This window comes from Porticoccus sp. Uisw_050_02 (assembly GCF_047729555.1).
Taxonomy (GTDB): domain Bacteria; phylum Pseudomonadota; class Gammaproteobacteria; order Pseudomonadales; family Porticoccaceae; genus Porticoccus.
Window position 1 is genome coordinate 1,266,503 of the sequence record NZ_CP159825.1, and the last position, 26,733, is coordinate 1,293,235.

General features: G+C 42.8%; 39 protein-coding genes. 8 read left to right on the top strand and 31 right to left on the bottom strand.

Features of this window, described 5'->3' with window-relative positions; genetic code table 11:
• Nucleotides 1-5: 5 nt before the first annotated feature.
• Genes ABXT41_RS06085 through ABXT41_RS06115 form a run of 7 tightly spaced genes read left to right on the top strand, consistent with a single transcriptional unit; the run spans nt 6 to nt 7,117 of the window.
• On the top strand, nt 6-1,304 hold the full coding sequence (locus ABXT41_RS06085; RefSeq protein ID WP_415390625.1) for a peptidylprolyl isomerase: 1,299 nt from the start codon (nt 6-8) through the stop codon (nt 1,302-1,304).
• A complete protein-coding gene (gene pdxA, locus ABXT41_RS06090) occupies nt 1,304-2,278 on the top strand; it encodes a 4-hydroxythreonine-4-phosphate dehydrogenase PdxA (protein WP_415391470.1) in 975 nt (324 codons plus the stop codon). Before ABXT41_RS06085 ends, pdxA begins: the two co-directional genes overlap by 1 nt.
• Nucleotides 2,275-3,081: a 16S rRNA (adenine(1518)-N(6)/adenine(1519)-N(6))-dimethyltransferase RsmA gene (rsmA, locus tag ABXT41_RS06095; protein WP_415390626.1), complete on the top strand. Its 807-nt coding sequence runs from the start codon at nt 2,275-2,277 to the stop codon at nt 3,079-3,081. The genes pdxA and rsmA overlap by 4 nt, the downstream gene beginning before the upstream one ends.
• Complete coding sequence (gene apaG / locus ABXT41_RS06100) at nt 3,078-3,446, top strand: Co2+/Mg2+ efflux protein ApaG (protein WP_415390627.1); 369 nt, start codon at nt 3,078-3,080, stop codon at nt 3,444-3,446. Before rsmA ends, apaG begins: the two co-directional genes overlap by 4 nt.
• On the top strand, nt 3,443-4,261 hold the full coding sequence (locus ABXT41_RS06105) for a symmetrical bis(5'-nucleosyl)-tetraphosphatase (RefSeq protein WP_415390628.1): 819 nt from the start codon (nt 3,443-3,445) through the stop codon (nt 4,259-4,261). Before apaG ends, ABXT41_RS06105 begins: the two co-directional genes overlap by 4 nt.
• A 60-nt stretch (nt 4,262-4,321) precedes the next feature.
• On the top strand, nt 4,322-5,644 hold the full coding sequence (locus tag ABXT41_RS06110; protein ID WP_415390629.1) for a short-chain fatty acid transporter: 1,323 nt from the start codon (nt 4,322-4,324) through the stop codon (nt 5,642-5,644).
• A gap of 30 nt (nt 5,645-5,674) precedes the next feature.
• Nucleotides 5,675-7,117, top strand: a complete 1,443-nt coding sequence (locus ABXT41_RS06115; RefSeq protein WP_415390630.1) for a two-component system sensor histidine kinase NtrB — start codon at nt 5,675-5,677, stop codon at nt 7,115-7,117.
• 112 nt (nt 7,118-7,229) lie between these two features.
• Here ABXT41_RS06115 and rplQ read toward each other — a convergent pair whose 3' ends face one another.
• The 28 genes from rplQ to rpsJ form a co-directional block, all read right to left on the bottom strand.
• A complete protein-coding gene (rplQ, locus tag ABXT41_RS06120) occupies nt 7,230-7,631 on the bottom strand; it encodes a 50S ribosomal protein L17 (RefSeq protein ID WP_415390631.1) in 402 nt (133 codons plus the stop codon).
• An 83-nt stretch (nt 7,632-7,714) separates the two neighbouring features.
• Nucleotides 7,715-8,722, bottom strand: coding sequence for a DNA-directed RNA polymerase subunit alpha (locus ABXT41_RS06125; RefSeq protein WP_415390632.1), 1,008 nt, complete (start codon nt 8,720-8,722; stop codon nt 7,715-7,717).
• Nucleotides 8,723-8,771: 49 nt separating this feature from the next.
• The gene (gene rpsD / locus ABXT41_RS06130) at nt 8,772-9,392 is read right to left on the bottom strand and encodes a 30S ribosomal protein S4 (RefSeq protein WP_415390633.1); all 621 of its coding nucleotides are present in this window, start codon (nt 9,390-9,392) and stop codon (nt 8,772-8,774) included.
• A gap of 16 nt (nt 9,393-9,408) precedes the next feature.
• Nucleotides 9,409-9,801: a 30S ribosomal protein S11 gene (rpsK, locus tag ABXT41_RS06135; RefSeq protein WP_415390634.1), complete on the bottom strand. Its 393-nt coding sequence runs from the start codon at nt 9,799-9,801 to the stop codon at nt 9,409-9,411.
• Nucleotides 9,802-9,813: 12 nt separating this feature from the next.
• Entirely contained in the window at nt 9,814-10,170 is a 357-nt protein-coding gene (rpsM, locus tag ABXT41_RS06140; RefSeq protein ID WP_415390635.1) for a 30S ribosomal protein S13, read from the bottom strand.
• A 125-nt stretch (nt 10,171-10,295) separates the two neighbouring features.
• Nucleotides 10,296-10,412, bottom strand: a complete 117-nt coding sequence (rpmJ, locus tag ABXT41_RS06145) for a 50S ribosomal protein L36 (protein WP_415390636.1) — start codon at nt 10,410-10,412, stop codon at nt 10,296-10,298.
• A 19-nt stretch (nt 10,413-10,431) separates the two neighbouring features.
• Nucleotides 10,432-11,754, bottom strand: a complete 1,323-nt coding sequence (secY, locus tag ABXT41_RS06150) for a preprotein translocase subunit SecY (protein WP_415390637.1) — start codon at nt 11,752-11,754, stop codon at nt 10,432-10,434.
• Nucleotides 11,755-11,760: 6 nt separating this feature from the next.
• Nucleotides 11,761-12,195, bottom strand: a complete 435-nt coding sequence (gene rplO / locus ABXT41_RS06155; RefSeq protein WP_415390638.1) for a 50S ribosomal protein L15 — start codon at nt 12,193-12,195, stop codon at nt 11,761-11,763.
• Nucleotide 12,196: 1 nt separating this feature from the next.
• A complete protein-coding gene (gene rpmD, locus ABXT41_RS06160; protein ID WP_415390639.1) occupies nt 12,197-12,385 on the bottom strand; it encodes a 50S ribosomal protein L30 in 189 nt (62 codons plus the stop codon).
• A gap of 14 nt (nt 12,386-12,399) precedes the next feature.
• A complete protein-coding gene (rpsE, locus tag ABXT41_RS06165; RefSeq protein ID WP_415390640.1) occupies nt 12,400-12,912 on the bottom strand; it encodes a 30S ribosomal protein S5 in 513 nt (170 codons plus the stop codon).
• A 13-nt stretch (nt 12,913-12,925) separates the two neighbouring features.
• Nucleotides 12,926-13,276 (bottom strand): 50S ribosomal protein L18, encoded by a 351-nt coding sequence (gene rplR, locus ABXT41_RS06170; protein ID WP_415390641.1) that lies wholly within the window; start codon nt 13,274-13,276, stop codon nt 12,926-12,928.
• 9 nt (nt 13,277-13,285) lie between these two features.
• The gene (rplF, locus tag ABXT41_RS06175) at nt 13,286-13,819 is read right to left on the bottom strand and encodes a 50S ribosomal protein L6 (RefSeq protein ID WP_415390642.1); all 534 of its coding nucleotides are present in this window, start codon (nt 13,817-13,819) and stop codon (nt 13,286-13,288) included.
• A 12-nt stretch (nt 13,820-13,831) separates the two neighbouring features.
• Nucleotides 13,832-14,224 carry a 30S ribosomal protein S8 gene (gene rpsH / locus ABXT41_RS06180; RefSeq protein WP_415390643.1) on the bottom strand — a complete coding sequence of 131 codons (393 nt, stop codon included), beginning with the start codon at nt 14,222-14,224 and terminating at the stop codon, nt 13,832-13,834.
• Nucleotides 14,225-14,251: 27 nt separating this feature from the next.
• A complete protein-coding gene (gene rpsN / locus ABXT41_RS06185) occupies nt 14,252-14,557 on the bottom strand; it encodes a 30S ribosomal protein S14 (RefSeq protein WP_415390644.1) in 306 nt (101 codons plus the stop codon).
• Nucleotides 14,558-14,564: 7 nt separating this feature from the next.
• Nucleotides 14,565-15,104 (bottom strand): 50S ribosomal protein L5, encoded by a 540-nt coding sequence (rplE, locus tag ABXT41_RS06190; protein WP_415390645.1) that lies wholly within the window; start codon nt 15,102-15,104, stop codon nt 14,565-14,567.
• Nucleotides 15,105-15,122: 18 nt separating this feature from the next.
• Nucleotides 15,123-15,440, bottom strand: coding sequence for a 50S ribosomal protein L24 (gene rplX / locus ABXT41_RS06195; protein WP_415390646.1), 318 nt, complete (start codon nt 15,438-15,440; stop codon nt 15,123-15,125).
• Nucleotides 15,441-15,460: 20 nt separating this feature from the next.
• A complete protein-coding gene (gene rplN, locus ABXT41_RS06200; RefSeq protein ID WP_415390647.1) occupies nt 15,461-15,829 on the bottom strand; it encodes a 50S ribosomal protein L14 in 369 nt (122 codons plus the stop codon).
• Nucleotides 15,830-15,864: 35 nt separating this feature from the next.
• Nucleotides 15,865-16,131 (bottom strand): 30S ribosomal protein S17, encoded by a 267-nt coding sequence (gene rpsQ / locus ABXT41_RS06205; protein WP_415390648.1) that lies wholly within the window; start codon nt 16,129-16,131, stop codon nt 15,865-15,867.
• A complete protein-coding gene (rpmC, locus tag ABXT41_RS06210) occupies nt 16,124-16,324 on the bottom strand; it encodes a 50S ribosomal protein L29 (protein WP_415390649.1) in 201 nt (66 codons plus the stop codon). Before rpmC ends, rpsQ begins: the two co-directional genes overlap by 8 nt.
• Nucleotides 16,324-16,737, bottom strand: a complete 414-nt coding sequence (gene rplP, locus ABXT41_RS06215) for a 50S ribosomal protein L16 (RefSeq protein WP_415390650.1) — start codon at nt 16,735-16,737, stop codon at nt 16,324-16,326. The genes rpmC and rplP overlap by 1 nt, the downstream gene beginning before the upstream one ends.
• 32 nt (nt 16,738-16,769) lie before the next feature.
• The gene (rpsC, locus tag ABXT41_RS06220) at nt 16,770-17,444 is read right to left on the bottom strand and encodes a 30S ribosomal protein S3 (protein ID WP_415390651.1); all 675 of its coding nucleotides are present in this window, start codon (nt 17,442-17,444) and stop codon (nt 16,770-16,772) included.
• Complete coding sequence (gene rplV, locus ABXT41_RS06225; protein ID WP_415391471.1) at nt 17,444-17,785, bottom strand: 50S ribosomal protein L22; 342 nt, start codon at nt 17,783-17,785, stop codon at nt 17,444-17,446. The genes rpsC and rplV overlap by 1 nt, the downstream gene beginning before the upstream one ends.
• A gap of 22 nt (nt 17,786-17,807) precedes the next feature.
• Nucleotides 17,808-18,083, bottom strand: coding sequence for a 30S ribosomal protein S19 (gene rpsS, locus ABXT41_RS06230; protein ID WP_415390652.1), 276 nt, complete (start codon nt 18,081-18,083; stop codon nt 17,808-17,810).
• A 24-nt stretch (nt 18,084-18,107) separates the two neighbouring features.
• A complete protein-coding gene (gene rplB, locus ABXT41_RS06235) occupies nt 18,108-18,935 on the bottom strand; it encodes a 50S ribosomal protein L2 (RefSeq protein ID WP_415390653.1) in 828 nt (275 codons plus the stop codon).
• 15 nt (nt 18,936-18,950) lie between these two features.
• On the bottom strand, nt 18,951-19,247 hold the full coding sequence (rplW, locus tag ABXT41_RS06240) for a 50S ribosomal protein L23 (protein WP_415390654.1): 297 nt from the start codon (nt 19,245-19,247) through the stop codon (nt 18,951-18,953).
• A complete protein-coding gene (gene rplD, locus ABXT41_RS06245; RefSeq protein ID WP_415390655.1) occupies nt 19,244-19,861 on the bottom strand; it encodes a 50S ribosomal protein L4 in 618 nt (205 codons plus the stop codon). Before rplD ends, rplW begins: the two co-directional genes overlap by 4 nt.
• An 11-nt stretch (nt 19,862-19,872) precedes the next feature.
• Nucleotides 19,873-20,505 carry a 50S ribosomal protein L3 gene (gene rplC, locus ABXT41_RS06250; protein ID WP_415390656.1) on the bottom strand — a complete coding sequence of 211 codons (633 nt, stop codon included), beginning with the start codon at nt 20,503-20,505 and terminating at the stop codon, nt 19,873-19,875.
• Between the two features lie 128 nt (nt 20,506-20,633).
• Nucleotides 20,634-20,945: a 30S ribosomal protein S10 gene (rpsJ, locus tag ABXT41_RS06255; RefSeq protein ID WP_415390657.1), complete on the bottom strand. Its 312-nt coding sequence runs from the start codon at nt 20,943-20,945 to the stop codon at nt 20,634-20,636.
• Between the two features lie 428 nt (nt 20,946-21,373).
• Here rpsJ and fusA (ABXT41_RS06260) point away from each other — a divergent pair, with 428 nt between their 5' ends.
• Nucleotides 21,374-23,473, top strand: a complete 2,100-nt coding sequence (fusA, locus tag ABXT41_RS06260; RefSeq protein WP_415390658.1) for an elongation factor G — start codon at nt 21,374-21,376, stop codon at nt 23,471-23,473.
• Between the two features lie 67 nt (nt 23,474-23,540).
• On the opposite strand, the gene fusA (ABXT41_RS06265) is transcribed toward fusA (ABXT41_RS06260), so the two are convergent.
• The 3 genes from fusA (ABXT41_RS06265) to rpsL form a co-directional block, all read right to left on the bottom strand.
• On the bottom strand, nt 23,541-25,646 hold the full coding sequence (gene fusA, locus ABXT41_RS06265; protein ID WP_415390659.1) for an elongation factor G: 2,106 nt from the start codon (nt 25,644-25,646) through the stop codon (nt 23,541-23,543).
• Nucleotides 25,647-25,769: 123 nt separating this feature from the next.
• Nucleotides 25,770-26,240, bottom strand: a complete 471-nt coding sequence (gene rpsG, locus ABXT41_RS06270) for a 30S ribosomal protein S7 (protein WP_415390660.1) — start codon at nt 26,238-26,240, stop codon at nt 25,770-25,772.
• Between the two features lie 92 nt (nt 26,241-26,332).
• Nucleotides 26,333-26,707, bottom strand: a complete 375-nt coding sequence (rpsL, locus tag ABXT41_RS06275) for a 30S ribosomal protein S12 (protein WP_415390661.1) — start codon at nt 26,705-26,707, stop codon at nt 26,333-26,335.
• Between the last annotated feature and the right edge of the window lie 26 nt (nt 26,708-26,733).

The following is a 26,733-nucleotide window of genomic DNA, read 5'->3' on the forward strand; positions in this document are numbered from 1 at the left end:
CAGCAATGATATCAAAAAATATCTTTTTTCAGCACTTATGTGGCGCAATACTAGCAGTCTCATTTGCTTCATTGGTACCCGCAAAAGAAGTCCTTTTGGATGAAGTTGTCGCATCAATAAATGATGAAGTGATCATGAGCAGCGAGCTAGAAGATAGGACGCTTGAAGTTCTTGATCGAATAAGAGAAAGTGATCGAGCAGGTCCACCCCAAGATGAAGTTATAGCCGAAGTTTTAGAGCGCTTGATTATTGAGCGTATCCAGCTACTTAAGGCGAAGCAAGCCGGGGTCAGATTTAGTGATACGGAAGTAAATCAAGCTATAGAACAAGCAGCTCAACGGCAAAATAAAACTATGCAGGACCTGCTCGATGAAGGACAGCAATCAGGCGTAACGGCTGCAACTTTTCGTCAAAAAGTAAGAGAGCAGATGCTCATAGGTCGAGTTCAGGAAGGCAACCTTAATAAGCGCATATCTATTAGCGAACAAGCGATCGACAACTTTCTCAATACCGAAGAGGGGCGTTCATGGGCGACCCCTGATTTCCAAATTGGACACATTTTACTACCTGTAGCTTCCGAATCCTCCGATGAAAAAGTAGCTAAAATTCAGGAAGAAATCTTGAACATTTATTTTCAAATCAAAAATGGAGAAGACTTTAAGAGTCTTGCTATTGTCAAATCTAAAGGAAATAAAGCTTCTCAGGGTGGCGACCTAGGCTGGAAAAAAGCCTCTCAGTTGCCTGAAATATTCAGTGCGACAATTGAAAATCTATCTCCAGGACAAATTAGCGAACCCATACGTAGTGCTGCTGGATTTCACCTGTTAAAGCTATACAATCGAAGAGGTATAGCCTCATCAAATCTTGTACAGCAGCACAATATCAGACATATACTGCTAGTGCCAAATGAAATCCGAGATGACGAAAAAACTCTAGAGATAGCCAATAAAATTCGCAATAAAATATTAAATGGCAAGAATTTTGATGACGTTGCTAGAACCCACTCCGAAGATATCGGTACAGCAATGTCTGGCGGGAGCCTGGGTTGGTCGGTTCCTGGTAAATTTGCGGCTGAATTTGAAAAAACAATGAATGCACTTAATATAAACGAAATCAGCGAAGTTATTAAAACTCAATTTGGATGGCATATTTTACAGGTCACAGAACGCCGCGATCAAGATTTCACTGATACAATAAAGCGCTCTCAGGCCAAAAATACTCTAAAACAAAAAAGATACCGAGAAGAGTTAGAGGTCTGGCTTAAAGAGATTAGAGATGAGGCTTTTGTAGACATCAAATTGTGATAAGAATAGCTGTAACCCCAGGTGAACCTTCTGGCATAGGACCAGATTTACTTATTCAACTCATCCAGCAACCGCTTGATTTTGAGCTGATAGCTTATGCGGATCCAAATCTATTGGAATTGCGAGCCAAGCAACTAAATTTACCTATTAAACTTCGTGCGGCAGCTCCAGGGCGCCCTAAAGCACTCAAGGGTGGAGAGATTGCAATACAGCCCATCTCTTTAGGCTGCAAAGTAGTACCAGGAGTCCTTAATCCAGATAACTCGAAATATGTGCTAGATGCACTCTCCCAAGCATTGATTGCATGCCAAAATAACTATTGTCATGCAATGGTTACCGGGCCTATTCATAAGGGTGTGATTAACGCTGCGGGGTTTAGTTTCACCGGCCATACAGAATTTTTAGCAGAAAAAACTTCCACTAAAAAAGTAGTCATGATGCTTGCTACCGAGGGCCTCAAGGTAGCTCTTGTAACAACACATATACCTCTCTCTGATGTGTCAAAAACCATTACACAGGATCTATTAAAAAAGACTATTTGCATTCTTAATAGCGAATTAAAACAAAAATTTGGGATTGAATGCCCCAAAATATTGGTTTGCGGTCTCAACCCTCATGCAGGAGAAGACGGCTATCTGGGAATGGAAGAAATAAATATTATTACGCCTTGTTTGGATCAGCTGCGAAATCAAGGATTTCGTCTTGAGGGGCCCCTGTCTGCCGATACACTGTTTACGCCAAAATATTTAAAAAATTGTGACGTAGTATTAGCAATGTACCATGACCAAGGGTTACCAGTGCTCAAATACAAAGGATTTGGAAGCGCAGTTAACGTCACACTAGGGTTGCCGATTATACGAACATCTGTTGACCACGGCACAGCTCTTGATTTGGCTGGAACTGGCAAAGGAAACAAAGGAAGCTTGGTTGCCGCCATTGAATATGCCAGAAGAATGGTCATGCTAAACCAATGAAATATTCCCATAAAAAAAACGAGCATCAGGCACGTAAGCGTTTCGGTCAGAACTTCTTAGTTGATCGGGGTGTTATCGAACTAATAGTTGAGGCCATCAAGCCAGAAAAAAATGACAACTTGATTGAAATCGGAGCCGGGCAAGGTGCAATAACAGGCCCGCTATTAACAAAATGCCCGAGGCTTAGCATCATTGAGTTAGATCGGGATTTGATTCCAGTTCTTAAGGACAAGTTCCAGCAATATGCTAATCTTGAGATCCACCAAGGAGACGCGCTAAAAATAAATTTTCGAAAATTTTGCACTGATGGGCGCCCACTACGAATTGTCGGTAACCTGCCATACAATATTACCACGCCGCTCTTATTTCATTTGCTAGGCTTCAATGAATGTATTTCTGATATGTATTTTATGCTTCAGAAAGAAGTGGTGGATCGACTTGGCTCATTGCCTGGACAAAAAAGTTATGGCAGGCTGAGCGTAATGATTCAATATTATTGTAAAGTGCATCCCTTATTCTTAGTGCCACCTTCTGCTTTTAATCCAATACCTAAAGTCGATTCAGCCATGGTATTGTTGCAGCCATATTCAAGTCCACCATACAAGGCAACTGATCTAGCCCTCCTGTCTGAACTAGTAAGAACATGCTTTCAGCAACGTCGAAAAACTATACGAAATTCGTTAAAATTAATTCTTCCTGATAGGCGCCTCAAACAACTTGATGTTGATTTAACTCTTCGCCCAGAAAATCTCAGCGTTGAGCAGTTTGTGCAGCTTAGCAACCAAATGAGCTCCCTGTTATGAATGATATCATTGTGGGCGTGACCCCCCACTATTCTTCGGAATATTCAGATCCAATGAATAAGAAATTTTCTTTTATTTATCATGTTAGCATTAAAAATAATGGAGGCCGCTCGGTACAACTGATTAGCCGGCATTGGATTATCACTGATGGAGATGCGCAAGCCAAAGAAGTTAAAGGTCTTGGCGTTGTAGGAGAGCAGCCAACTATTGCGCCAGGGGAAGCATACCAATACACAAGCAGTGTCACGCTTAACACTCAAGTTGGCACCATGGAGGGATACTATCAAATGTCTTGTAACTCGGAAACAGCATTCGATGTCTCTATCCCAGTATTTTTATTGTCTGTGCCAGGAGCAGTGCATTGAGCACCTATGCCGTAGGCGATATTCAGGGTTGCCTTGAACCACTGATATCTTTACTAGAAGAAGTATCATTTGATCCGGATAAAGACTTTTTGTGGTCTGTTGGCGACATAGTGAACAGAGGCCCCTCCTCCCTTGAAACACTTCGATTTTGCTACAAACTAGGCAACAGTTTTAGGATGGTTCTAGGCAATCACGACCTGCACTTACTGGCTACGGCTTATGGGTCAAGAAAAATTAGCTCTAGCGATACATTTCAAGCAATACTTGATGCTCCCGATAGAGAAAAGCTCCTACATTGGCTTCAACAGCAACCAATGATGATTAATGAAAAAGGTTACATTTTAGTTCATGCGGGAATCCCTCCTCAATGGTCCTTAGCAAAAGCTATGCAGTTAGCGGAAGAATTGAATACTGTTTTACGTTGTGGCACCCAATCAGGTGAATTTTTTAACGCCATGTATGGAGACCAACCAGATATTTGGGATGATAGTCTGACTGGAGTAAAACGATGGAGGGTTATCGCTAACTACCTTACACGAATGCGTTTTTGCACTCTATTGGGACAACTCGATTTTACATCTAATAATACCTCTGCAATTCCGCCAGATGGATTTTTGCCTTGGTTTAGGCATGAAAAAAGGTTATCAAAAAATGCTAAGATTATCTTTGGACACTGGGCTGCACTGGAAGGGCGTATCGAAAAAGAAAACATTTTTCCTTTAGATACCGGATATGTTTGGGGTGGGCGCATGCGATTAATGGACATCGACACAAAAGAATTTTTCCATCGCAACCATACATCAGTTAATCTTTAGCCCCCTTTGAGCAGAAGTAGTCTTACTTTCATGGACCAAGCATAAGGATACGCTCCCATAATGATCAGACGCACCTCCAAGTTTTTTGCTCACATCATGGAGCGGTGGCTACCTGATGCGTTCGTTATCGCCATCATAATAACTTTTATAGTTTTAATTACCGGTGTAATTACACAAGACTATTCACCTACGCATATGGTTCGATTATGGGGTGATGGGGTGTGGGATCTTTTAGTGTTCTCCATGCAGGTAACCATTACCCTGTTCACCGGAAGTGTTCTGGCGCAAACAGAAGCGGTAAGAGGGGGTTTGAAAAAAATCGCCTCCATAGCCAAAACTCCAGAACAGGCAATTGTATTAATGACTATGATTGCCTTAATTTGTTGCTGGATTAGCTGGGGCTTCGGGTTGATTGCCAGCGCATTAATGGCGCGTCAGATCGCTCTCCAAGTAAAAGGGGTGCACTATCCCCTCCTAGTTGCCTCGGCTTACTCTGGCATGCTTGTCTGGCATGCAGGGCTATCAGCCTCTATACCATTAAAGATTGCCGCAACCGATGGTGATGAATTAAGCGCCCTGCTAGAGGGAAACACCATTCCCTTGTCTGAAACAATTTTCAGCTGGGAATCTCTAACTATATGTCTCATTCTTTTTGTCACGCTGCCCCTGGTTAATAGGCTGATGCTACCTCCACCGGCAGAAACTATTGAAGTAGAGCCCTACAAAATAAATATTAACACAAACCCCGATATAAAGATCAGCACCCCTGCTAATTACGTCGAAAATCACCGATTGCCCACTTTTTTGCTAGGATTGCTCGGCGCATACTATTTAGTAGACTATATTACGTATGATGGCGCTATTGGTCTAAATACCATTAACTTTATTTTTCTGGTAGCAGGGCTTTTGCTTCATCAGTCGCCAGCATCCTATCTGGCTGCGCTTAGCGAGGCAGTAAAAGGGCTCTGCGGGGTTGTGCTTCAGTTCCCTTTATATGCTGGGATTATGGGCATGATGGTAGGTTCTGGATTAGCCGCATCTATGTCGGGATGGTTTGTCAGCATCTCAAATGCTGACAATTTTACACTACTGACCTTCCTTAGTGCTGGCCTAGTGAATATTTTTGTGCCTTCAGGTGGAGGGCAGTGGGCCATCCAGGCTCCCATTGTAATTCCTGCAGCGCAATCATTAGGTGTTCCGCTACATCAAGCTGCTATGGCTGTTGCCTTTGGCGATGCATGGACCAACATGATTCAACCGTTATGGGCTCTTCCATTGCTAGGTATCGCAAGACTCAAAATCAGGGATATAATGGGCTATTGCACAGTGACGCTAATCTGGTCAGGATTCGTGTTTGCGCTAGGCATGATATTCTTATTTTAGAATAACCTTTTGTGAGAGTGGCGTTCAGATATGAAAAAATATTTGTATTATTTGTGTATATTAACCCCGATTTTCCCTGTAAATGCAGGCATGATAACCTTCCTAAACAATGAAGACGGTCATACCAACTGGCAACATCTGGCCAATTGGTCCGGCGGGATCTTCATTATCCTTTTATCAACCACCGCCATAATGCTTTTTTTTAGTCGAAGGCAAGCTCATCAATCGAACAGAGCCCTCGAGGAAATACGAAATCAACTTGAGCAGCGCGTATTAGAAAGAACTGCTACTTTGGATCAATACAACCAACTACTAAAAGACTCAAATAGACTTTTAGAGGGCGAAATAACACAACATAAAACAACAACAGAGCGACTTCGTTCGTCGGAGTCATATATAGCTGGTATTTTAAGCTCCATGCCCCTCATGCTAATAAGTTTAGATCAGCATGGGAAAATAACTCGATGGAATCAAAAAACTGAGTCTATTACAGGGATCAGCTCTGCACAGGCCTTAGGTAAGGATCTTTGGCAAACTTATCCAGCCATAACTATTACCCCAGCACAAATTAGCTATGCTCAAACTCAGAGTCAAGCCACAACAATTAAGCATAGCCAGCGAGGTCAGTATCACTTCGACATAACTATTTACCCACTTAGAGACCAAAAAGCAACCGGCGTAGTTGTTTTGATAGATGACGTAACAGAGACCATTCTTACTGCAAACATGCTTATACAAAGAGACAAGATGTCTTCTATGGGAGAACTAGCCTCAACTATGGCGCACGATATCAATTTCCCTCTACAGTGTATATTGAAAAATTTAAACCAAGGACTGTCCAACATAGAAAAACTAGACTCCTTAAAAAATAAAGATGGAGAAAGGCTAAAATTGCCACTGTTAGATGCCAGCCAACGAGGCCAACAAGTTCTAGCTATTATTGACAATCTTGTAGATTTTTCTGTTAGCAGGGGAGGCAAAAAACAACTCGGCGCCATTCCTTCTCTCGTTAGTGACACTCTTGAACTAGCTTGCAAGGTAATCACCTCTCCCTCTGGTCTAAAATTTAGTGATATTAAGGTTGAAATTGACTTTGAAGAAAATCTTCCCCAAATACCTTTTTTTTCCTCAGAAATGAAACAAGTATTATTAAGCCTATTTCGTCATGCTTGTTATGCAATCAGTGAAGTCACACCTGAAAAATCAAAACCCCTAATAAAGATTAAAGTTATGGAGTGCTATGAAGCACTATGGGTCAAGATACAACATAACGGCTTAGGTGTTAGCAAAGAAGAACAGCAATTTATTTTTGAGCCTTTTTTTACCAACCAATCAGTAAGCTGTAACTATGACTCAGCAAAACGCCTATCTTTTTCATATTTTATTATTACAGAACAACACAAAGGTCAGCTGGCAATCACTTCTGATTTAGATGTGGGGACCACCTTCCATATACAACTCCCGCTATCATAGCGAGCTCCTCAAAATTCCATCAAATAAGGTTGGGCTCAAGAAAAAATCAGCAACCATTAAAAAGCCGGAATAATATCCGGCTGTTTAATGGTCAAGAAGATTTATAAAAAAATTAACTATCTTCTGTTTCCGCATCAATTTCTACAGCTTCAACCTCTGGCCGATCCATTAGTCCAACATAAGCCATTGGTGCTGCGTCGCCTGATCGGAAGCCACATTTTAAAATGCTAATATAGCCCCCAGGACGATCTTGGTATCTAAGGCCCAATTCAGAAAATAATTTTCCTACAGCAGCCTTATCTTGAAGTCGACTATATGCCAACCTCCGATTAGCTACACTGTCTACTTTAGCTAAAGTAATTAAAGGCTCGGCGATCTTACGCAGCTCTTTTGCTTTCGGTAAGGTAGTTTTTATTAGCTCGTGCTCAACTAAAGACGTAGCCATATTACGAAACATGATTCTACGATGTGCACCTGTGCGGCCTAATTTTCGACCACTCTTACGATGACGCATGGTTCTATTTCCTTAAAAAATTTTGCTATCTCAGCAATAAAATTTTGAATTCCTGGCTTGCTTAAGCTGGAAATGATAAAAAACTAAACTACTTCAGCTTCAGTTTCTGTGCGTATACTTGCTGGCGGCCAATTCTCAAGACGAAGACCTAAAGATAAACCTCTAGAAGCTAACACATCTTTAATTTCGGTTAGAGATTTTTTTCCCAAATTTGGGGTTTTCAGCAAGTCAACTTCCGCACGCTGAACCAAATCACCAATATAGTAAATATTTTCAGCCTTGAGACAATTTGCAGAGCGTACCGTTAACTCCAGATCATCAACCGGACGCAAGAGAACAGGATCAACCAGATCTTCTTCTTCTTCGGGCAACGCAGCACTTTCACTCTGAAGATCTACGAAAACAGCCAGCTGTTGCTGCAGGATAGTTGCAGCGCGGCGAATAGACTCTTCTGGATCGATTGTCCCATCGGTTTCTATGTCTAACACTAATTTATCTAAATCAGTGCGTTGTTCAACACGAGCACTCTCGACCACATAAGAAACACGCCTAACAGGTGTAAAGGTAGCGTCCAGCTGCAGTCGACCTATAGTACGATCCTCATCAGAGGCATCTATGCGAAGATTAGAAGGCTGATAACCTCTTCCTTTTACCACATGAAGTTTTATATTAAGCTTTGCGCTGGCTGCTGTAATATTTGCAATCACATGCTCAGGATTGGTAATTTCACATGTGCTGTCAACAGTTATATCCCCGGCAGTAACAGCGCCTTTACCTTTCTTGGTAAGCGTCAAGGTTACTTCATCTTTTTCATGCAGAATAATAGCTACGCCCTTAAGATTAAGTAAAATTTCAATTACGTCTTCTTGGACACCCTGCAAGCTACTATACTCATGTAACACGCCATCCATCTCTACCTCGACTATAGCTGATCCAGCCATTGAGGATAATAAAATTCGGCGCAAAGCATTCCCTAAGGTGTGCCCAAAACCACGCTCAAGAGGCTCAAGAACGACCCTGGATCGGGTGGAACTTAATTCGGTTACATCAATAGTACGTGGTGTCAAAAACTCATTTGCTGATGTATGCATATTCCTAACTGCCTCTTATCGATTAATTGGCTTTTAAATCTTAAAAATTTTATTTAGAGTAAAGCTCTACAATAAGGTTCTCATTGATTTCGGACGGAAGCTCAGCACGATCTGGATAACGCTTAAATGTCCCAATCATCTTACTTGAATCCACTTCAATCCAATCAACAGCGCTTCGTTGTCCAGAAATTTGTAGTGCTGCCTGTATGCGTAATTGTTTTTTTGATTTTTCACGAATACTTACAACATCATTCTCGCTAACTCGATAGGAAGCAATATTAACCTTTATGCCGTTCACTAGAATTGCATTATGAGCAACCAGTTGTCGTGATTCAGAGCGCGTTGAACCAAACCCCATGCGATATACAACGTTATCTAAGCGCTGCTCAAGAAGCCTCAACAAGGTCTCACCTGTTGCCCCTTTAATGACAGCTGCTTCTTTGTAGTAGTTACGGAATTGCTTTTCAAGAACCCCATACGTACGTTTCACTTTTTGTTTCTCACGCAACTGAACCCCGTAATCAGAAAGGCGTCCGCGGCGAGCACCATGTTGCCCGGGAACACTATCTGCATGGCATTTAGACTCCAAGGGTCGGATTCCACTTTTCAGAAATAGATCTGTACCTTCGCGGCGAGAAAGTTTACATGTCGGTCCTAGATATCTTGCCATTTGCTTACTACCCTCTTTATACGCGACGTTTTTTCGGCGGACGACATCCGTTGTGTGGAATAGGCGTGACGTCAGTAATATTAGTAATTTTGTACCCTGCATTGTTAAGAGCACGTACAGCGGACTCGCGACCTGGGCCTGGACCCTTAACCTCTACATCAAGGTTTTTTAACCCAAACTCTTGGGCAGCCTCGCTAGCACGTTCAGCTGCAACCTGCGCAGCAAACGGAGTGCTTTTCCGAGATCCTCTAAATCCAGAACCACCAGAGGTGGCCCAACTTAGAGTGTTACCTTGGCGATCTGTAATAGTCACAATAGTATTATTAAAAGAGGCGTGAATATGTGCCACGCCGTCAATTACGGTCTTTTTTACTTTCTTTCGCGTGATTTTTTTGTCAGGCTTTGCCATACGTATCCTTTTCTATCGCTTAATGGGCTTGCGTGGCCCTTTTCGAGTTCGCGCATTAGTTTTGGTGCGTTGCCCGCGTAAAGGCAAGCCTCGACGATGACGAAGACCGCGATAACAACCAAGATCCATCAGTCTTTTAATGTTCATGCTAACTTCACGACGCAGGTCGCCCTCAACGGTCTGCTCAGTAACAGCACCCCGAATGGCATCAATTTGCACTTCGCTTAAATTAGATATTTTTATATTTTCAGCAATACCCGCGCGAGCACAAATTGCCTTAGCAGTACTACGGCCTACTCCAAAAACATACGTGAGAGAAATCACTGCATGCTTGTTATCAGGTATGTTGACACCGGCAATACGGGCCATCTGTTCACTCCACTTTAATATTTATTTGCAATCCTACTATCTAAAATAACTCCCGCAACAGGAGTAACCCAAAAAGGCGCAAGAGAATAGCTTTGCTTGTAGTAAAAATCAATAACTCTATTCAATTAACCCTGACGTTGTTTGTGACGGGGTTCAGTACTGCAGATAACACGCAAGACACTTTTTCGCTTAATTATCTTACAGTTACGACACATTTTTTTTACAGATGCGCGTACTTTCATAATAAATCCTCTATTCTAATTAACGGCTTCGACCGCTATATCCTTTAAGGTTAGACTTCTTCATCAAAGAAGAATATTGATGCGACATCAAATGTGACTGCACTTGAGACATAAAATCCATTGTTACCACCACCGCAATAAGCAGCGAAGTACCACCGAGATAAAAAGGAACATTTAAGTACACATTTAAAAATTGCGGCAAAAGGCATACTGCAGTCATGTAAAGGCCTCCGACTAAGGTTAATCTTGTCATCACACCGTCTATGTATTTTGCAGTTTGCTCTCCGGGTCTTATCCCTGGCAAAAAAGCATTGCCTCGTTTTAAATTGTCTGACATCTCACGAGGATTAAACATTAATGCTGAATAGAAGAAGCAGAAGAAAATAATCAATCCAGCAAACATTAGGATGTGCAAGGGCTGTCCTGGACCGATAAAAAGTGCTACCTCTTGAAGCCAGTCTGCTGAGCCGGCGCCCTGTCCAAACCACTGGGCAATAGATGCAGGAAATAATAGCAGGCTACTGGCAAAAATTGCTGGAATAACGCCGGCCATGTTTACTTTCAGTGGAAGATGGCTTGCCTGGGCTGGCCCTCGACCTGGTTGACGTTGAGCATAATTAACTGTTATTCGCCGCTGGCCGCGCTCAATAAATACAACAAAATAAACGACTGCAACCGCCAGAATTCCAACTAGCAATAAAGCTAGGATATGCAGTTCGCCTTGACGTGATGATTCCAATGCTTGCCCAATAGCCGAAGGAATGCCTGCAACAATACCTGCAAAAATAAGCATTGATATGCCGTTGCCAATTCCTCTTTCGGTAATCTGCTCTCCTAACCACATTAAAAACACAGCACCAGTAACCAGCGAAATGACTGCGATAAAATGGAAACTAAAATCTACCGCATAAGCCAAACCTTGGCCCGCCAATCCTACAGACATACCGATTGCCTGAAGTGTAGCCAATAGAACTGTTCCGTAGCGAGTATACTGGTTTATCGTGCGACGTCCAGAATCACCTTCTTTCTTAAGCTGCTCGAGCGAAGGAATCACTGCTGACATTAGCTGCATGATAATAGAGGCAGATATATATGGCATGATTCCTAAGGCTAAAATACTCATACGCTCCAGCGCGCCACCAGAAAACATGTTGAACATTCCAACAATTGTCCCCTGATTTTGTCCAAACAATTCAGATAAACGGTCAGGATCAATACCAGGCACTGGTATGTGGGTGCCAATGCGATAAATAACAAGAGCTATAAACAAAAAACGCAAGCGAGTCCAAAGCTCACCTAAACCTTTTGAATCACCTTGTTTTTGTATGCCGGCTTTCGTCATTAAATTCTACTCTTCTACCTTGCCGCCGACAGCTTCAATTGCAATCTTAGCTCCCTTTGTCACACGAAGACCTTTAAGAACAACAGCTTTGGAAAGCTCACCAGAAAGAAACACTTTTGCTCGAGTAATGTGACTATTAATCAATCCTGCGGCACGCAGAGATTGAATATCAACAATATCACCATCTATTTGGTTTAGTTCGCTCAAACGAATTTCAGACGTCACGCGCGATATGCGAGATGTAAAGCCGTATTTAGGTAGGCGTTTTTGCAAAGGCATTTGACCACCCTCGAAACCCGGACGAACACTTCCGCCTGAACGAGATTTTTGGCCTTTATGCCCCCGTCCAGCAGTTTTTCCTAAGCCGCTGCCTATGCCTCGACCGACACGCTTAGCTTCTTTGGTTCTCCCTGGTGCCGGACTTAGCGTATTAAGACGCATACTATTCCCCCTCAACCTTAACTAGATAGTGGACCTTGTTAATCATGCCGCGCACTGAAGGTGTATCTTCCACCTCAACGGTATGTCTAATACGGCGTAAACCCAATCCAGCAATAGACGCTTTATGCGATGCCGACCGACCATTAGTGCTGCGCACCTGGGTAACTTTAATTTTTTTAATCTTCGTCATGGTGATAATTAACCTTAATTCAGAATTTCTTCGACAGTCTTGTCACGCTTAGCTGCAACTGTCACAGGAGAATTCATACACTGCAGCGCTTTAAAAGTAGCGCGAACAACATTAACTGGATTGGTGGAACCGTAACATTTAGCTAAAACATTATGCACCCCAGCAATCTCAAGAACTGCACGCATGGCACCCCCAGCAATTACTCCAGTACCATCTGAAGCAGGTTGCATATAAACTTTTGAAGCTCCATGATTTGCTTTTATTGCATACTGTATAGTTGTGCCATTTAAATCAATATTAATCATATTGCGTCGAGCCGCTTCCATGGCTTTCTGAATCGCCATAGGAACTTCACGAGCTTTTCCTCGGCCAAATCCTACTTTTCCATTACCGTCACCTACAACAGTAAGTGCTGTAAAACCGAAAATACGACCACCTTTAACAGTCTTGGCAACTCGATTTACCTGAACAAGCTTTTCTTGTAAGCCTTCGTCAGACGCTTCGCTTCCTTTTTGATTTCTTGACATATCGCTAAAACCTTTAGAATTTAAGACCAGCTTCACGTGCAGCATCGGCAAGAGCTTTAACACGACCATGGTATTTATATCCACTGCGATCAAACGCTACCACAGAGATACCCGCTTCTTTTGCACGCTCCGCCACCAAAAGCCCTACGCCCTTAGCTGCATCAACATTTCCAGTACTTCCGCTACGCAAAGCAGCATCTAAAGTAGAGGCTGAAGCCAGCACATGCCCACCATCTGGCGAAATAACCTGGGCATAAATATGCTTGGGCGTCCTATTGACGCACAGTCTGTTGGCTCCTAGATCACTAATCTTGCTACGAGTACGTCTCGCTCGACGCATGCGTGATTCTTTTTTATTGCTCATACTTCTAACCTACTTTTTCTTAGCTTCTTTACGATGCACTTGCTCATCAGCATAGCGTACACCTTTACCCTTATAGGGCTCTGGGGGCCTAAAGGCGCGAATCTTTGCCGCCACCAAACCAAGCAATTGCTTATTTGCTGACGTAAGGACAATTTCTGTTTGGCTTGGAATTTCAGCTGTAACACCGTCAGGTAAAGCAAACTCAACGGGATGAGAAAAACCTAACGACAGGTTAAGCTTGTTATTTTGAAGTTGAGCACGATAACCAACTCCAACTAATTGTAATTTTTTCTGAAAACCTTGACTGACACCGACAACCATATTGCTCACCAAAGAACGTGTTGTTCCAGCCATAGCATCAGCACCTTTGCTCTCGTCTTTGGGAGCGAATGTTAGGATGCTATCCGCCTGTTTAATTTCAACAGCGGCATGAATAGGCATAGATAACGCGGTTTTCGATCCTTTTACAAAAATTTCATCGGCATTGATTTGCACTTCAACACCAGATGGTATGTTTACAGGATTACTTGCAATTCTAGACATTTCTATTATCTCTTAGAATACTGTACAAAGGACTTCACCACCGATACCAGCAGCACGAGCAGCACGATCGGTCATCACCCCTTTACTTGTAGATACGATAGCCACTCCCAAACCACCACGAATAGAGGGTAGCTCAGAAGCACCGCAGTACTTCCGTAGGCCGGGCCGACTGTAGCGATCAATCTCCTCTATAACAGGCTTGCCTTCAAAATATTTTAACTCTATCGAAAGTTGAGGCTTGATGGCTTCTTCAACGCCAAAACCTTTAATGTACCCTTCATTTTTCAACACTTCTGCAACTGCCGACTTAAGTGCAGAAGAAGGCATAGAAACAATTTTCTTTTCTGCCATCTGTGCATTACGTATGCGGGTCAGCATATCTGCTATTGGGTCTTGCATGCTCATCAGTTCAATTCCTCAATTCGAGACGTTTTACCAGCTAGCCTTAACTAGGCCAGGCACATCACCACGCATCGCAGCTTCACGTAGCTTCATGCGACACAAACCAAATTTACTATAAACACCATGAGGTCGACCTGTTTGGCGACAACGGTTTCTCTGACGGCTAGGGCTAGCATTGCGAGGAAGTTTCTGCAAGCTAACTTGTGCTTCCCAGCGCTCCTCATCAGAAAGCTGCAGATTAACGATAGCGATCTTTAATGCTTTTCGTTTCTCGGCAAACTTTTTTACAATTTTTGCACGCTTCTTTTCACGCTCAATCATTGATATTTTAGCCATTTTAACCTCAATCCTTCAGTGGAAAGTTGAAAGCGCGCAAAAGAGCCCGTCCTTCATCATTATTGCGAGCACTGGTAGTTATAGTAATGTCCATGCCGCGCATTGCGTCTACTTTATCAAAATCTATCTCAGGGAAAATAATTTGCTCGGTAACACCCATAGAAAAATTTCCATGCCCATCAAAAGATTTGGGGCTAAATCCACGAAAATCCCTTATGCGGGGAATAGCAATAGAAATCAAACGCTCCAAAAATTCATACATGCGCTCACTGCGAAGAGTTACTTTGCAGCCTATCGGCCAACCTTCACGAACTTTAAACCCAGCAATGGATTTTCGAGCTAAACAAACTACAGGCTTTTGCCCTGCGATTAAAGTCATTTCAGCTACCGCGTTTTCTAGCACCTTCTTATCGCCTAATGCTTCACCTACACCCATATTAAGCGTGATCTTGGTGATCTTGGGAACTTCCATTGTGTTGGTTAAGCCAAGATCTTCTTTTAGCTTGCCAGCAATTTCATTTTTATATACTTCGTTCAGCCTTGCCATGTCATTTTCCGATCTAATTTAAACACCAACGGCTTCGCCGCTAGATTTGAAGACACGAATTTTTTTATTGTCTTCAAGAATTTTAAAGCCTACCCGATCAGCTTTCTCTGAGGTCGGATTGAAAATAGCTACATTAGAAGCTTGAATAGCTGCTTCCTTTTCTATAATGCCGCCAGTAACATTTTTTTGCGGATTAGGTTTTTGGTGTTTTTTTACAATATTAATACCAGAAACTATAAGGCGGCCATCAGTTTTAACTTTTAGCACCTTTCCACGCTTGCCTTTATCTTTTCCGGCAGTGACGATTATCTCATCATCACGCTTAATTTTAGACATAATCCTTTCCTCTTCCCCGGCTAAAGCACTTCAGGCGCAAGGGAAATAATTTTCATAAAACGCTCAGTTCTTAATTCTCTAGTCACAGGACCAAAAATTCTTGTTCCTATAGGTGCCAATTGGGCATTCAGCAAAACTGCTGCGTTATCGTCAAACTTAATCACGCTGCCATCTGACCGACGAGTACCCTTTCTAGTTCTCACAACTACCGCGCTCATCACCTGGCCTTTTTTAACCTTACCACGAGGGATTGCTTCTTTAACGGTAATTTTAATAATATCGCCGATGCGCGCATAACGTCTGTGAGAGCCACCTAAAACTTTAATGCACATCACGCGGCGTGCACCGCTGTTGTCTGCTACGTCCAGATAACTTTCTGTTTGAATCATCCTATGTCTCCTAACCAGTTATTGCTGGTTATCAACTAAATCTCAGCACCACGCTCGTCGATTTTAACCAGAGCCCAAGATTTGGTCTTGGACATAGGTCTCGTTTCTATAATTGTTATAACATCACCAATACGGCATTCATTCTTTTCATCATGGGCATGAATTTTAGAAGACTTATTTAGAATCTTCCCATACAACGGATGTTTCACGCGACGTTCAACTACAACCGTCACTGTTTTATCCATTTTGTCGCTGACCACACGACCTGACAAAGTACTAGATCTAGAAGCTGCCTCAGTCATTTGAATTACCCACTTTCTCATTTAATATTGTTTCAATACGCGCAATATCTTTGCGTGCATCTTTAATTTGATGGGTCTGACCTAGTTGCGAAGTTGCCAGCTGCATGCGCAATTTAAATTGACGCTCCAATTGGACTCCTAACTCTGCGTTCAACTCATCAACAGACTTTTCTCTTAATTCGCTAGCTTTCATCACATCACCGATCTTATAACAAAGGTTGTTTGAATCGGCAATTTAGCCGCCGCCAAGGCAAATGCTTCTCTAGCTAATGCCTCAGAAACACCATCCATTTCATAGAGCACTCTACCAGGCTGAATCTGGGCGACCCAGTATTCTACGTTGCCCTTACCTTTACCCATCCTAACCTCAAGAGGCTTATTGGTAATTGGCTTATCAGGAAAAACTCTAATCCAAATTTTACCGCCTCGCTTAATATGGCGAGTCATTGCACGACGCGCTGCTTCAATTTGACGCGCGGTCAGACGACCCCGGCCAACAGCCTTTAATCCAAACTCGCCAAAGCTTATTTTACTACCACGCAATGCAAGACCACGGTTACGACCGGTATGTTGCTTGCGGAATTTTGTACGTTTTGGTTGCAGCATCTCGCTTTACCCTTAACTCGCCATCTTAATTCTTATTTTAGTGGTTGATTTTTAGTAGGCACTTGCGCAGCCTCTTCAACCCCAAACACTTCACCCTTGAAAATCCAAACCTTAACACCAATAATACCGTAAGTGGTTGCTGCTTCAGCGGTATTGTAATCAATGTCTGCTCTAAACGTATGCAGAGGTACACGACCTTCGCGGATCCATTCTGATCGAGCAATTTCTGCACCACCAAGACGACCACCCACCTGAATCTTTATACCTTTTGCTCCTTGACGCATAGCATTCTGAACAGCTCTTTTTGTAGCACGACGAAACATCACACGTCGCTCTAGTTGCTGAGCAACACTTTGTGCTACCAGCAATGCATCGAGATCAGGTTTACGCACTTCTTCAATGTTAACGTGCACCGGTACACCGACTATCACAGACAACTGATTACGTAAACGTTCGACACCTTCTCCTTTTTTCCCTATCACAATACCTGGACGGGCTGTATGGATAGTGATACGAGCACTCTGTGCGGGACGCTCTATATCAATCCGGCTAACAGAAGCGCTAGACAGCTCTTTTCTGAGGAATTCTCGCACAGAAAGATCTGAATTTAATTTATCTGCATAGTCTTTTTGACCTGCATACCAAACCGAGGTGTGTGTTTTAACAATCCCCAGACGCATACCATTTGGATGTACTTTCTGACCCATTAAACGGTCTCCCCATCAGCAACTTTCACAGTAATGTGACAGTGGCGTTTTAATATACGATCAGCTCTACCTTTTGCACGAGGGCTAACACGTTTTAATGTCTTACCCGCATCAACATAAATTGTTGATACAGAAAGTTCATCTACATCTGCGCCTTCATTGTGCTCAGCATTAGCGATTGCAGAGAGCAGTATTTTTTTAATTATGTCGGCACCTTTCTTTTCGCTAAAAGTTAGGACATCTAAAGCCGCCTCTACAGGCATTCCTCGTACCTGGTCGGCAACAAGTCTAGCCTTTTGGGGCGATAATTTAGTACCACGCAATATAGCTGCTACTTCCACAGTCATTTACCTCTCAAGCTTTCTATCGCTTAGCTTTTTTGTCCGCAACGTGCCCACGAAAGGTACGTGTTGGAGCGAATTCACCGAGTTTATGTCCAACCATCTCTTCATTAATCATGACGGGCACATGCTGTCTACCGTTATGAACTGCAATAGTTAAGCCCACCATATCGGGGCTGACCATTGAGCGACGAGACCAAGTTTTAATTGGACGCCTATCATTTTTTTCCTTTGCCTCATCAACTTTCTTTACTAAATGTAAATCAAGGAATGGACCTTTTTTGAGAGAGCGTGACACTATTGTTTCCTCATTCTCTACTAATTATTTTTTAGTACGCCGACGAACAATCATATTGTCCGTGCGCTTGTTTTTGCGTGTTTTGTAACCTTTGGTAGGCATACCCCAAGGAGACACTGGATGACGACCACCTGATGTGCGACCCTCACCGCCACCATGTGGATGATCAACCGGATTCATAACAACACCACGAACAGTGGGCCTAACACCTCGCCAACGCGAAGCTCCAGCTTTACCTAGAGAGCGCAAGCTATGCTCACTGTTTGATACTTCACCTATAGTTGCACGACAAGCTACAGGAATTTTTCTCATCTCCCCACTACGAAGTCGAAGAGTTGCATACTGCCCTTCTCTCGCAATTAATTGTGCTGAGGTTCCAGCACTACGAGCAATTTGAGCACCTTTGCCTGGTTTCATCTCAACACAATGAACAATGCCACCTACCGGTATGTTGGCAAGAGGGAGCGTATTGCCCGCCTTAATTGCCGAACCAGCACCTGATTCAATTACATCTCCAACAGCTAAACCCTTGGGAGCGATTATATAACGACGCTCTCCATCTCTATAACATACAAGCGCTATATAGGGGGTTCTGTTTGGATCATATTCTAAGCGCTCAACTTTAGCCGGAATGCCATCCTTGTTTCGCTTAAAATCAATTAATCGGTAGTGCTGCTTATGTCCACCACCAATATGACGAGTAGTGATTCTGCCATTATTGTTGCGGCCGCCCGACTTTGATTGACTCTCAAGCAAAGGAGCATGCGGGGCGCCTTTATGTAGGTCAGGGTTTACAACACTAACCACATGGCGACGGCCTGGGGATGTTGGTTTTCTCTTTATAACTGGCATGTCAACAACTCCCTTTTACTCTGCAGACGCAAAGTCAATTTCTTGACCCTGCTCTAAACGGATGTATGCTTTTTTCCAAGTAGAGCGTCTACCCAACCCGTACTTAGTTTGCTTTGTCTTTCCTTTCATCACGGCAACAGAAACACCTAAAACCTTAACATCAAAAAGTTGCTCAACTGCTGACTTTATCTCAGGCTTTGTCGCATCTTTAACGACTTTAAATACCACTTGATTAGCAGATCCAACAGCAGAAGTAGCTTTTTCTGTAAAATGCGGCCCTAACAAGACTTTGAAAATGCGTCCTTGGTTCATCCTAGCATCTCCTCAATTCTTTTAAGTGCAGGAACAGTCACTACTACTTTTTCAAAACGAATCAAACTAACAGGATCAATACCTATAGCATCGCTAACATCTACTTTGTGCAAATTTCTTGAAGATAGATAAAGGTTCTCGCTAACTTCTTCAGTTACGATTAGTACATCTCTGTCTAAATTGTAGTCGCCTAATTTTTGAATTAGGGATTTAGTTTTTGGGGCCTCGAGATCAAATTCTTTCACTATAACTAGACGTTCTTGGCGAGCTAGTTCTGACAAAATAGAACGCATTGCAGAACGGTACATCTTACGATTTAATTTTTGCGAATGATCTTGCGGTTGAGCAGCGAATGTTACGCCCCCAGAACGCCATATAGGGCTTCTGATAGTTCCAGCTCTAGCTCGACCAGAGCCTTTCTGTTTCCAAGGTTTGCGGCCTCCACCAGATACAGCGGCTCGATTTTTTTGAGCACGAGTGCCTTGACGAGCACCTGCCAAGTAAGCAGTAACTGTCTGATGCACTAGATCTTCATTAAATTCTTTACCAAAAGCTAAGTCAGAAACTTCAATAGTTTCAGTCTTACCTTTAGTTTTTGAAATATTTAGTTCCATCAACGATCCCCTCAGCTCTTCTCAGCCGCACGAACGATCACATCGCTACCCGGCGCACCCGGCACCGCCCCTTTAATAAGAAGCAGGTTGCGCTCGATATCAATACGTACAATTTCTAGGTTTTGAGTGGTAACTTTCTCGCTACCCATATGACCCGACATCTTCTTACCTTTCCATACTCTCCCAGGAGTTTGACATTGACCAATCGAGCCATGAGCACGATGAGATAGTGAGTTACCATGAGTGGCATCCTGCATAGCAAAGTTCCAACGCTTAATAACACCAGCGTAGCCCTTTCCTTTTGATGTGCCTGTAACATCTACCTTCTGGCCCACTGCAAACTGGTCAACAGCAATACTTTCACCGACTTGAACTTCAACAGATTTATCAGTTCTCAGCTCCCAAATACCACGTCCAGCCTCGACACCGGCTTTAGAAAAATGTCCGGCCTCTGATTTACTGACACGCGAAGAGCGACGAGCACCAACAGTTACCTGAACAGCAGAATAGCCGTCTATCTCATCGGTTTTAATTTGAGTGATACGATTAGGTTCGACTTCAACCACTGTAACAGGGATTGAAGCACCGCTATCATTGAAAACACGAGTCATACCACTTTTGCGGCCGACAATACCAATAACCATCTGTATAACCTCATAGTGTACGGGGCTTTTACCCGCTATGGCCGCCCATTTCAGAGCGTTACACCCACTCAGCGTTGGCTGAGCATGGGCTTATTTATTGAAAAATAATTTATATCTTATTGTCTAACTCAACCTAGACTAATTTGAACTTCAACTCCTGCTGCTAAATCTAGCTTCATCAGAGCATCTACTGTTTTCTCGGTCGGCTCTACAATATCTAGCAATCTTTTATGAGTACGAATTTCATACTGATCACGCGCATCTTTGTTCACATGCGGGGAAGTCAAAATAGTGAAGCGTTCTTTGCGGGTAGGCAAAGGAATCGGTCCACGAATTTGCGCACCAGTACGCTTGGCCGTTTCAACAATTTCTTGTGTCGAAGCATCAATCAGCTTGTGATCAAATGCCTTGAGACGAATACGTATACGTTGATCCTTCATGGAACCAAACTCCAACTATCTATCTAAAAAAAGAGCCTACAGATTCTGCATGTTCATCAGAACCCTGAAAAAAGGAGGCGAGATCTTAAGGCTGAGCGCAATGCCTGTCAAGCACATTGGCTGCCTTTATTTTATTTTCTTGATATTAAGCAAAATGATTCTGCAACTCACAAGCATTTACACTTAATTATCATAGATGCGCAGTCTATACTCGAAAAAAATTAAATCCATATTTATTATAGATTTTGCAAAAAATAAAATTCTGCTTTAATTTGTTCGAAAAATAGCTAAATCTTAGCTAATTCGGACAGTATTGCCCTTTTTATTACTTAAATTACAGTTTATTGCTAAATATTTATCAATAAACTAGAAAAATTCTTGTATAATTACGCGCATTTTTTAGCCCTTGTAACTTATCGAGTATCATAATGACTGACCTATCAAACTACAGAAACATTGGTATTTTCGCCCACGTTGATGCGGGGAAAACAACTACGACTGAACGCATCCTAAAGCTTACCGGAAAGATTCATAAAACTGGCGAGGTGCATGACGGAGCAGCAACTACAGATTTTATGACACAAGAACAGGAGCGAGGAATTACTATTCAGTCTGCCGCTACTACCTGCTTCTGGAGAGATCATCGCCTTAATATTATTGATACGCCTGGTCACGTTGACTTTACAGTTGAAGTCTATCGTTCACTAAAAGTGTTAGATGGTGGCGTTGGTGTGTTTTGCGGTTCAGGTGGGGTAGAGCCGCAATCTGAAACAAATTGGCGCTACGCTAACGATTCTAAAGTTGCCAGGATCATATTCATTAATAAATTAGACCGAACAGGCGCAGACTTTCTTCGCGTCGTGGGACAAATCAAAAAAGTCCTAGGGGCAAATCCTTTAGTTATGACTCTCCCTATTGGTCGAGAGGATGGCTTTAAAGGCGTTGTTGATATCGTGACTCAAAAATCTTACATATGGGACGACTCCGGACTGCCAGAAAACTTTAAAATAGAAGATGTACCTAGCGATATGTTAGATCTTGTTGCCGAATACCGCGAGCAGTTAATTGAAACAGCTGTCGAGCAAGATGATGATTTAATGGAAAAGTATCTTGAAGGCGAAGAAATTTCAATCACAGACTTAAAGCGCTGTATCCGCAAAGGAACTATAGCATTGGATTTCTTTCCCACCCTATGTGGTTCAGCATTTAAGAATAAAGGTGTTCAGTTGGTTTTAGATGCAGTAATTGACTATTTGCCATGTCCTACTGATGTCATTCCTCAGCCGCTTACAGATGAGCTGGGCGAGCCAAACGGAGAGCTGGCGATTGTTTCTACCGAAGAGCCTTTCCGAGCACTAGCCTTCAAAATTATGGATGATCGTTTCGGTGCTTTAACATTCATACGCATTTATTCAGGTGTTCTCCGAAAAGGCTCATCTATTCTGAATTCTTTTACAGGAAAATCTGAACGTATTGGCCGTATGGTTGAAATGCATGCAGATGACCGCAAGGAGCTGGAAGTTGCACAAGCAGGTGATATTATTGCTCTCGTAGGGTTAAAAAATGTTAAGACTGGGCAAACTTTATGCGACCCCAAACATCCATGCACGCTTGAACCAATGATATTTCCAGAGCCTGTAATTTCTATATCTGTTAAACCTAAAGATAAGGGCGGCTCCGAAAAAATGGGTATTGCTATCGGAAAAATGGTTGCAGAAGACCCTACTTTTTGTGTTGAAACAGATGAAGACTCGGGAGAAACAATCCTTAAGGGTATGGGTGAACTACATTTAGACATTAAGGTAGACATACTCAAGCGCACCTATGCAGTTGAACTTGAGGTAGGCCAGCCACAAGTTGCATACCGAGAAACAATTACGCAGCCAATAGAAGATAGCTATACTCATAAAAAACAATCTGGTGGTTCAGGTCAATTCGGAAAAATTGACTACCGAATTAAGCCTGGGGAAGTAGCTTCTGGCTTCACATTCACATCCTCCGTAGTAGGCGGCAATGTTCCAAAAGAATTCTTTCCTGCTATTGAAAAGGGTTTCAGGGGTATGATGGAGCAGGGACCGTTAGCAGGGTTTCCTGTCTTGGATGTCGAAATTGAGCTTTATGACGGCGGATTCCATGCGGTCGACTCTTCAGCAATTGCATTTGAAATTGCTGCAAAAGGGGCATTTCGCCAATCTATGCCAAAAGCAAAACCGCAGCTACTAGAACCTATCATGAAAGTCGATGTCTTCAGCCCAGACGATCACGTGGGTGACGTAATTGGTGATCTTAACCGCCGTCGAGGAATGATAAAAGATCAAGAAAAAGGGGTTACAGGTGTCCGGATCAAGGCAGATGTTCCGTTAGCCGAAATGTTTGGGTACATAGGGACTCTTCGTACAATGACATCAGGACGAGGTCAGTTCTCAATGGAATTTGCGCATTATTTACCTTGCCCCAATAGTGTTTCTGAGAAAGTCATTCTGGAAACGAAAGAAAGGAAAGAAAAAGAGGATAAAGCTAAAAAGTAACAATTGTCTTAAAAAAATCTAAAAGCCGCCTTCAGTTGGGGCGGTTTTTTATACTTAAAGAAAATGACTAAAATTGATTTTTAGCCGTCACATGATCAACGATATTTTGGGGTGCCTCGGAATATTTATCAAATTCCATTGTAAACGTCGCACGCCCCTGTGTAGCAGAGCGAAGGTGGGTAGCATAACCAAACATCTCCCCAAGAGGGACTTCAGCGCTTATAACCTTACCCATAGCTCCGTCATCCATGCCGTGAATGACACCTCGACGTCTATTAAGATCACCAACAACATCTCCCATATTGGCTTCCGGGGTGATCACCTCAACTGTCATTGTCGGCTCAAGCAAAACTGCTCCGGCATCCTCGGCAAGTTTTTTGGTCGCCATAGACCCCGCTATCTTAAAAGCCAGCTCATTCGAGTCTACATCATGATAGGAGCCATCAAACAAGGTTGCTTTTAATCCAAGGAGAGGGTAACCCGCCAGTACTCCGTTTTGCATTTGCTCGGTTATGCCTTTTTCAATAGCAGGGATGTATTCTTTCGGTACTGTTCCACCAACTATTTCATTAACAAAATCTAACCCTTCTGCAGCAGGATCATCTGCTGGCTCAAATTTAATACAAACATGCCCGTATTGGCCGCGACCACCAGATTGACGAATAAACTTACCTTCTGTATTTACAGTATTCCGAATTGCTTCACGGTAAGCGACCTGTGGTTTCCCTATATTAGCCTGAACACTAAACTCACGGCGCATACGCTCCACTAGAATATCTAAATGTAGTTCGCCCATACCAGATATAATTGTTTGTCCTGTCTCCGCATCAACACTTATACGAAAAGAAGGGTCTTCCTGGGCAAGCTTACCTAATGCAATTCCCATTTTTTCCTGATCTGGCTGAGACCTTGGTTCAACAGCCACAGAAATTACTGGCTCTGGAAAATCCATGCGTTCCAGAATAATTTTAAACTTCTCTTCACAAAGAGTGTCGCCTGTAGTGACATCTTTCAAACCAATAGCAGCGGCTATATCTCCCGCGCGGACTTCACGTATATCCTCTCGACTATTAGCATGCATTTGAACCATTCTACCTACACGCTCTCTTTTCATCTTTACAGAGTTGTACACAGCGTCACCACTTTTAAGCTTTCCAGAATATACTCGGAAAAAAGTTAAAGTGCCTACAAAAGGGTCAGTGGCAACCTTAAAAGCTAGAGCGGAAAAAGGGGCGCTATCATCTACCTCAAAAGCACCCACAGCATCTTCATCTCCAGGAACACTCTCAATAGGCTTGGCATCAAGCGGGGAGGGCAAATATTCAATCACTGCATCCAAAACTGCCTGAACACCCTTATTCTTAAATGCAGATCCCCCAAAAACAGGGAAAATTTCGTTTGCCAGTGTTCGCTGCCGAATCGCAGATTTTATCTCACACTCCGACAGCTCTATTCCTTCAATGTATTTTTCCATCAAGTCATCACTTGCTTCGACTGCCGCTTCTATAATGTATTCACGCATGAGCTCACATTCTTCGCGAAGGTCGCTTGGTATTTCTTGATAGTCAAATGTTAAACCCTGATCGTCTTCATTCCAAAGAACTGCCTTCATTTTAATCAAGTCAACAACACCAGTGAATTCACCCTCAGCGCCAATAGTCATCTGCATTGGAACTGCCGTAGCCCCTAAGCGAGCTTCGATCTGACTGATCACCATTCTAAAATCAGCACCAGAACGATCCATCTTGTTAATAAATATTAAACGAGGAACTTGATATTTATTCGCCTGTCGCCAAACAGTTTCCGTTTGCGGTTGCACGCCAGAAGAGCCGCAAAGAACAACGACAGCACCGTCTAGCACCCTTAAGCAACGTTCTACCTCTATCGTAAAATCAACATGTCCCGGGGTATCGATAATATTTATACGATGCTGTTCTAGTTGTTGCTCCATTCCCATCCAAAAACATGTCGTTGCTGCAGAAGTGATAGTAATCCCACGCTCTTGTTCTTGCTCCATCCAGTCCATAACTGAGGCGCCATCATGTACTTCGCCGATCTTATGTGATCTCCCGGTGTAAAAAAGAACTCGCTCGGTAGTAGTGGTTTTGCCTGCATCTACATGAGCGCAAATACCAATATTGCGGTAACACACGATAGGAGTTTTACGAGACACTATAATTTCCTCAACACAATGAAGCTAAAACAGGAAGTTGAAATTTATTCATCTTATAAAAACCACAAAAGGCAGCTGAAACCAGCTACCTTTTGATATAAGACACAACTTTGGACATCATTATCAGAAGCGGAAATGAGAAAACGCTTTGTTGGCATCAGCCATACGATGAACATCTTCACGCTTCTTGACTGCCCCGCCTTTGCTTTGCTGAGCATCAATAATCTCTCCAGCTAAGCGTTGAGCCATTGATTTCTCTCCGCGCTTTCGGGCAAAATCTACCATCCAACGCATTGCCAAGGCCATACGACGGGAAGGGCGGACCTCGACAGGCACTTGATATGTGGCCCCACCAACACGACGTGCTTTAACCTCTACAGAAGGAGCAATTTTTTCCAGCGCTGCTTCAAAAGCGACAAGAGGATCTTCTTTAAGGCGATCTTGCACAATATCCAATGCGCCATAAATAATACTTTCAGCAACAGCCTTTTTGCCGCTGACCATTACATGGTTCATAAACTTAGCCAATATTATATTTCCAAATTTTGGGTCTGGCAATATTTCACGTTTGGCAACAACTCTTCTTCTAGGCATACAATTTTACTCTTTTTTCAGGGTTTTCCGGAATTAAAAAATATTACTTATCCGGCCTTACTTAACTTTTTTAATCTAAAACAAAGACGTCTTTATTTTTTAGGACGCTTGGTTCCATATTTTGATCGACTTTGCGTTCGTTTAGCTACACCTGACGTGTCAAGAGCGCCCCTAATAGTATGGTAGCGTACACCTGGTAAATCCTTAACACGACCACCACGAATCAATACAACACTATGTTCTTGTAAGTTATGGCCTTCGCCACCTATGTATGAACTTACCTCGAAACCATTTGTTAGTCGAACACGACATACCTTACGTAAAGCAGAGTTAGGCTTTTTAGGTGTAGTCGTATATACCCTAGTGCAAACACCTCTACGCTGAGGGCAAGCCTGCAGTGCGGGCACGCCAGACTTAACTACTTTGCTTTTCCTCGGCTTACGAACCAACTGGTTGATCGTTGCCATTCAATTAACTCCAGATAAAAGCCTTC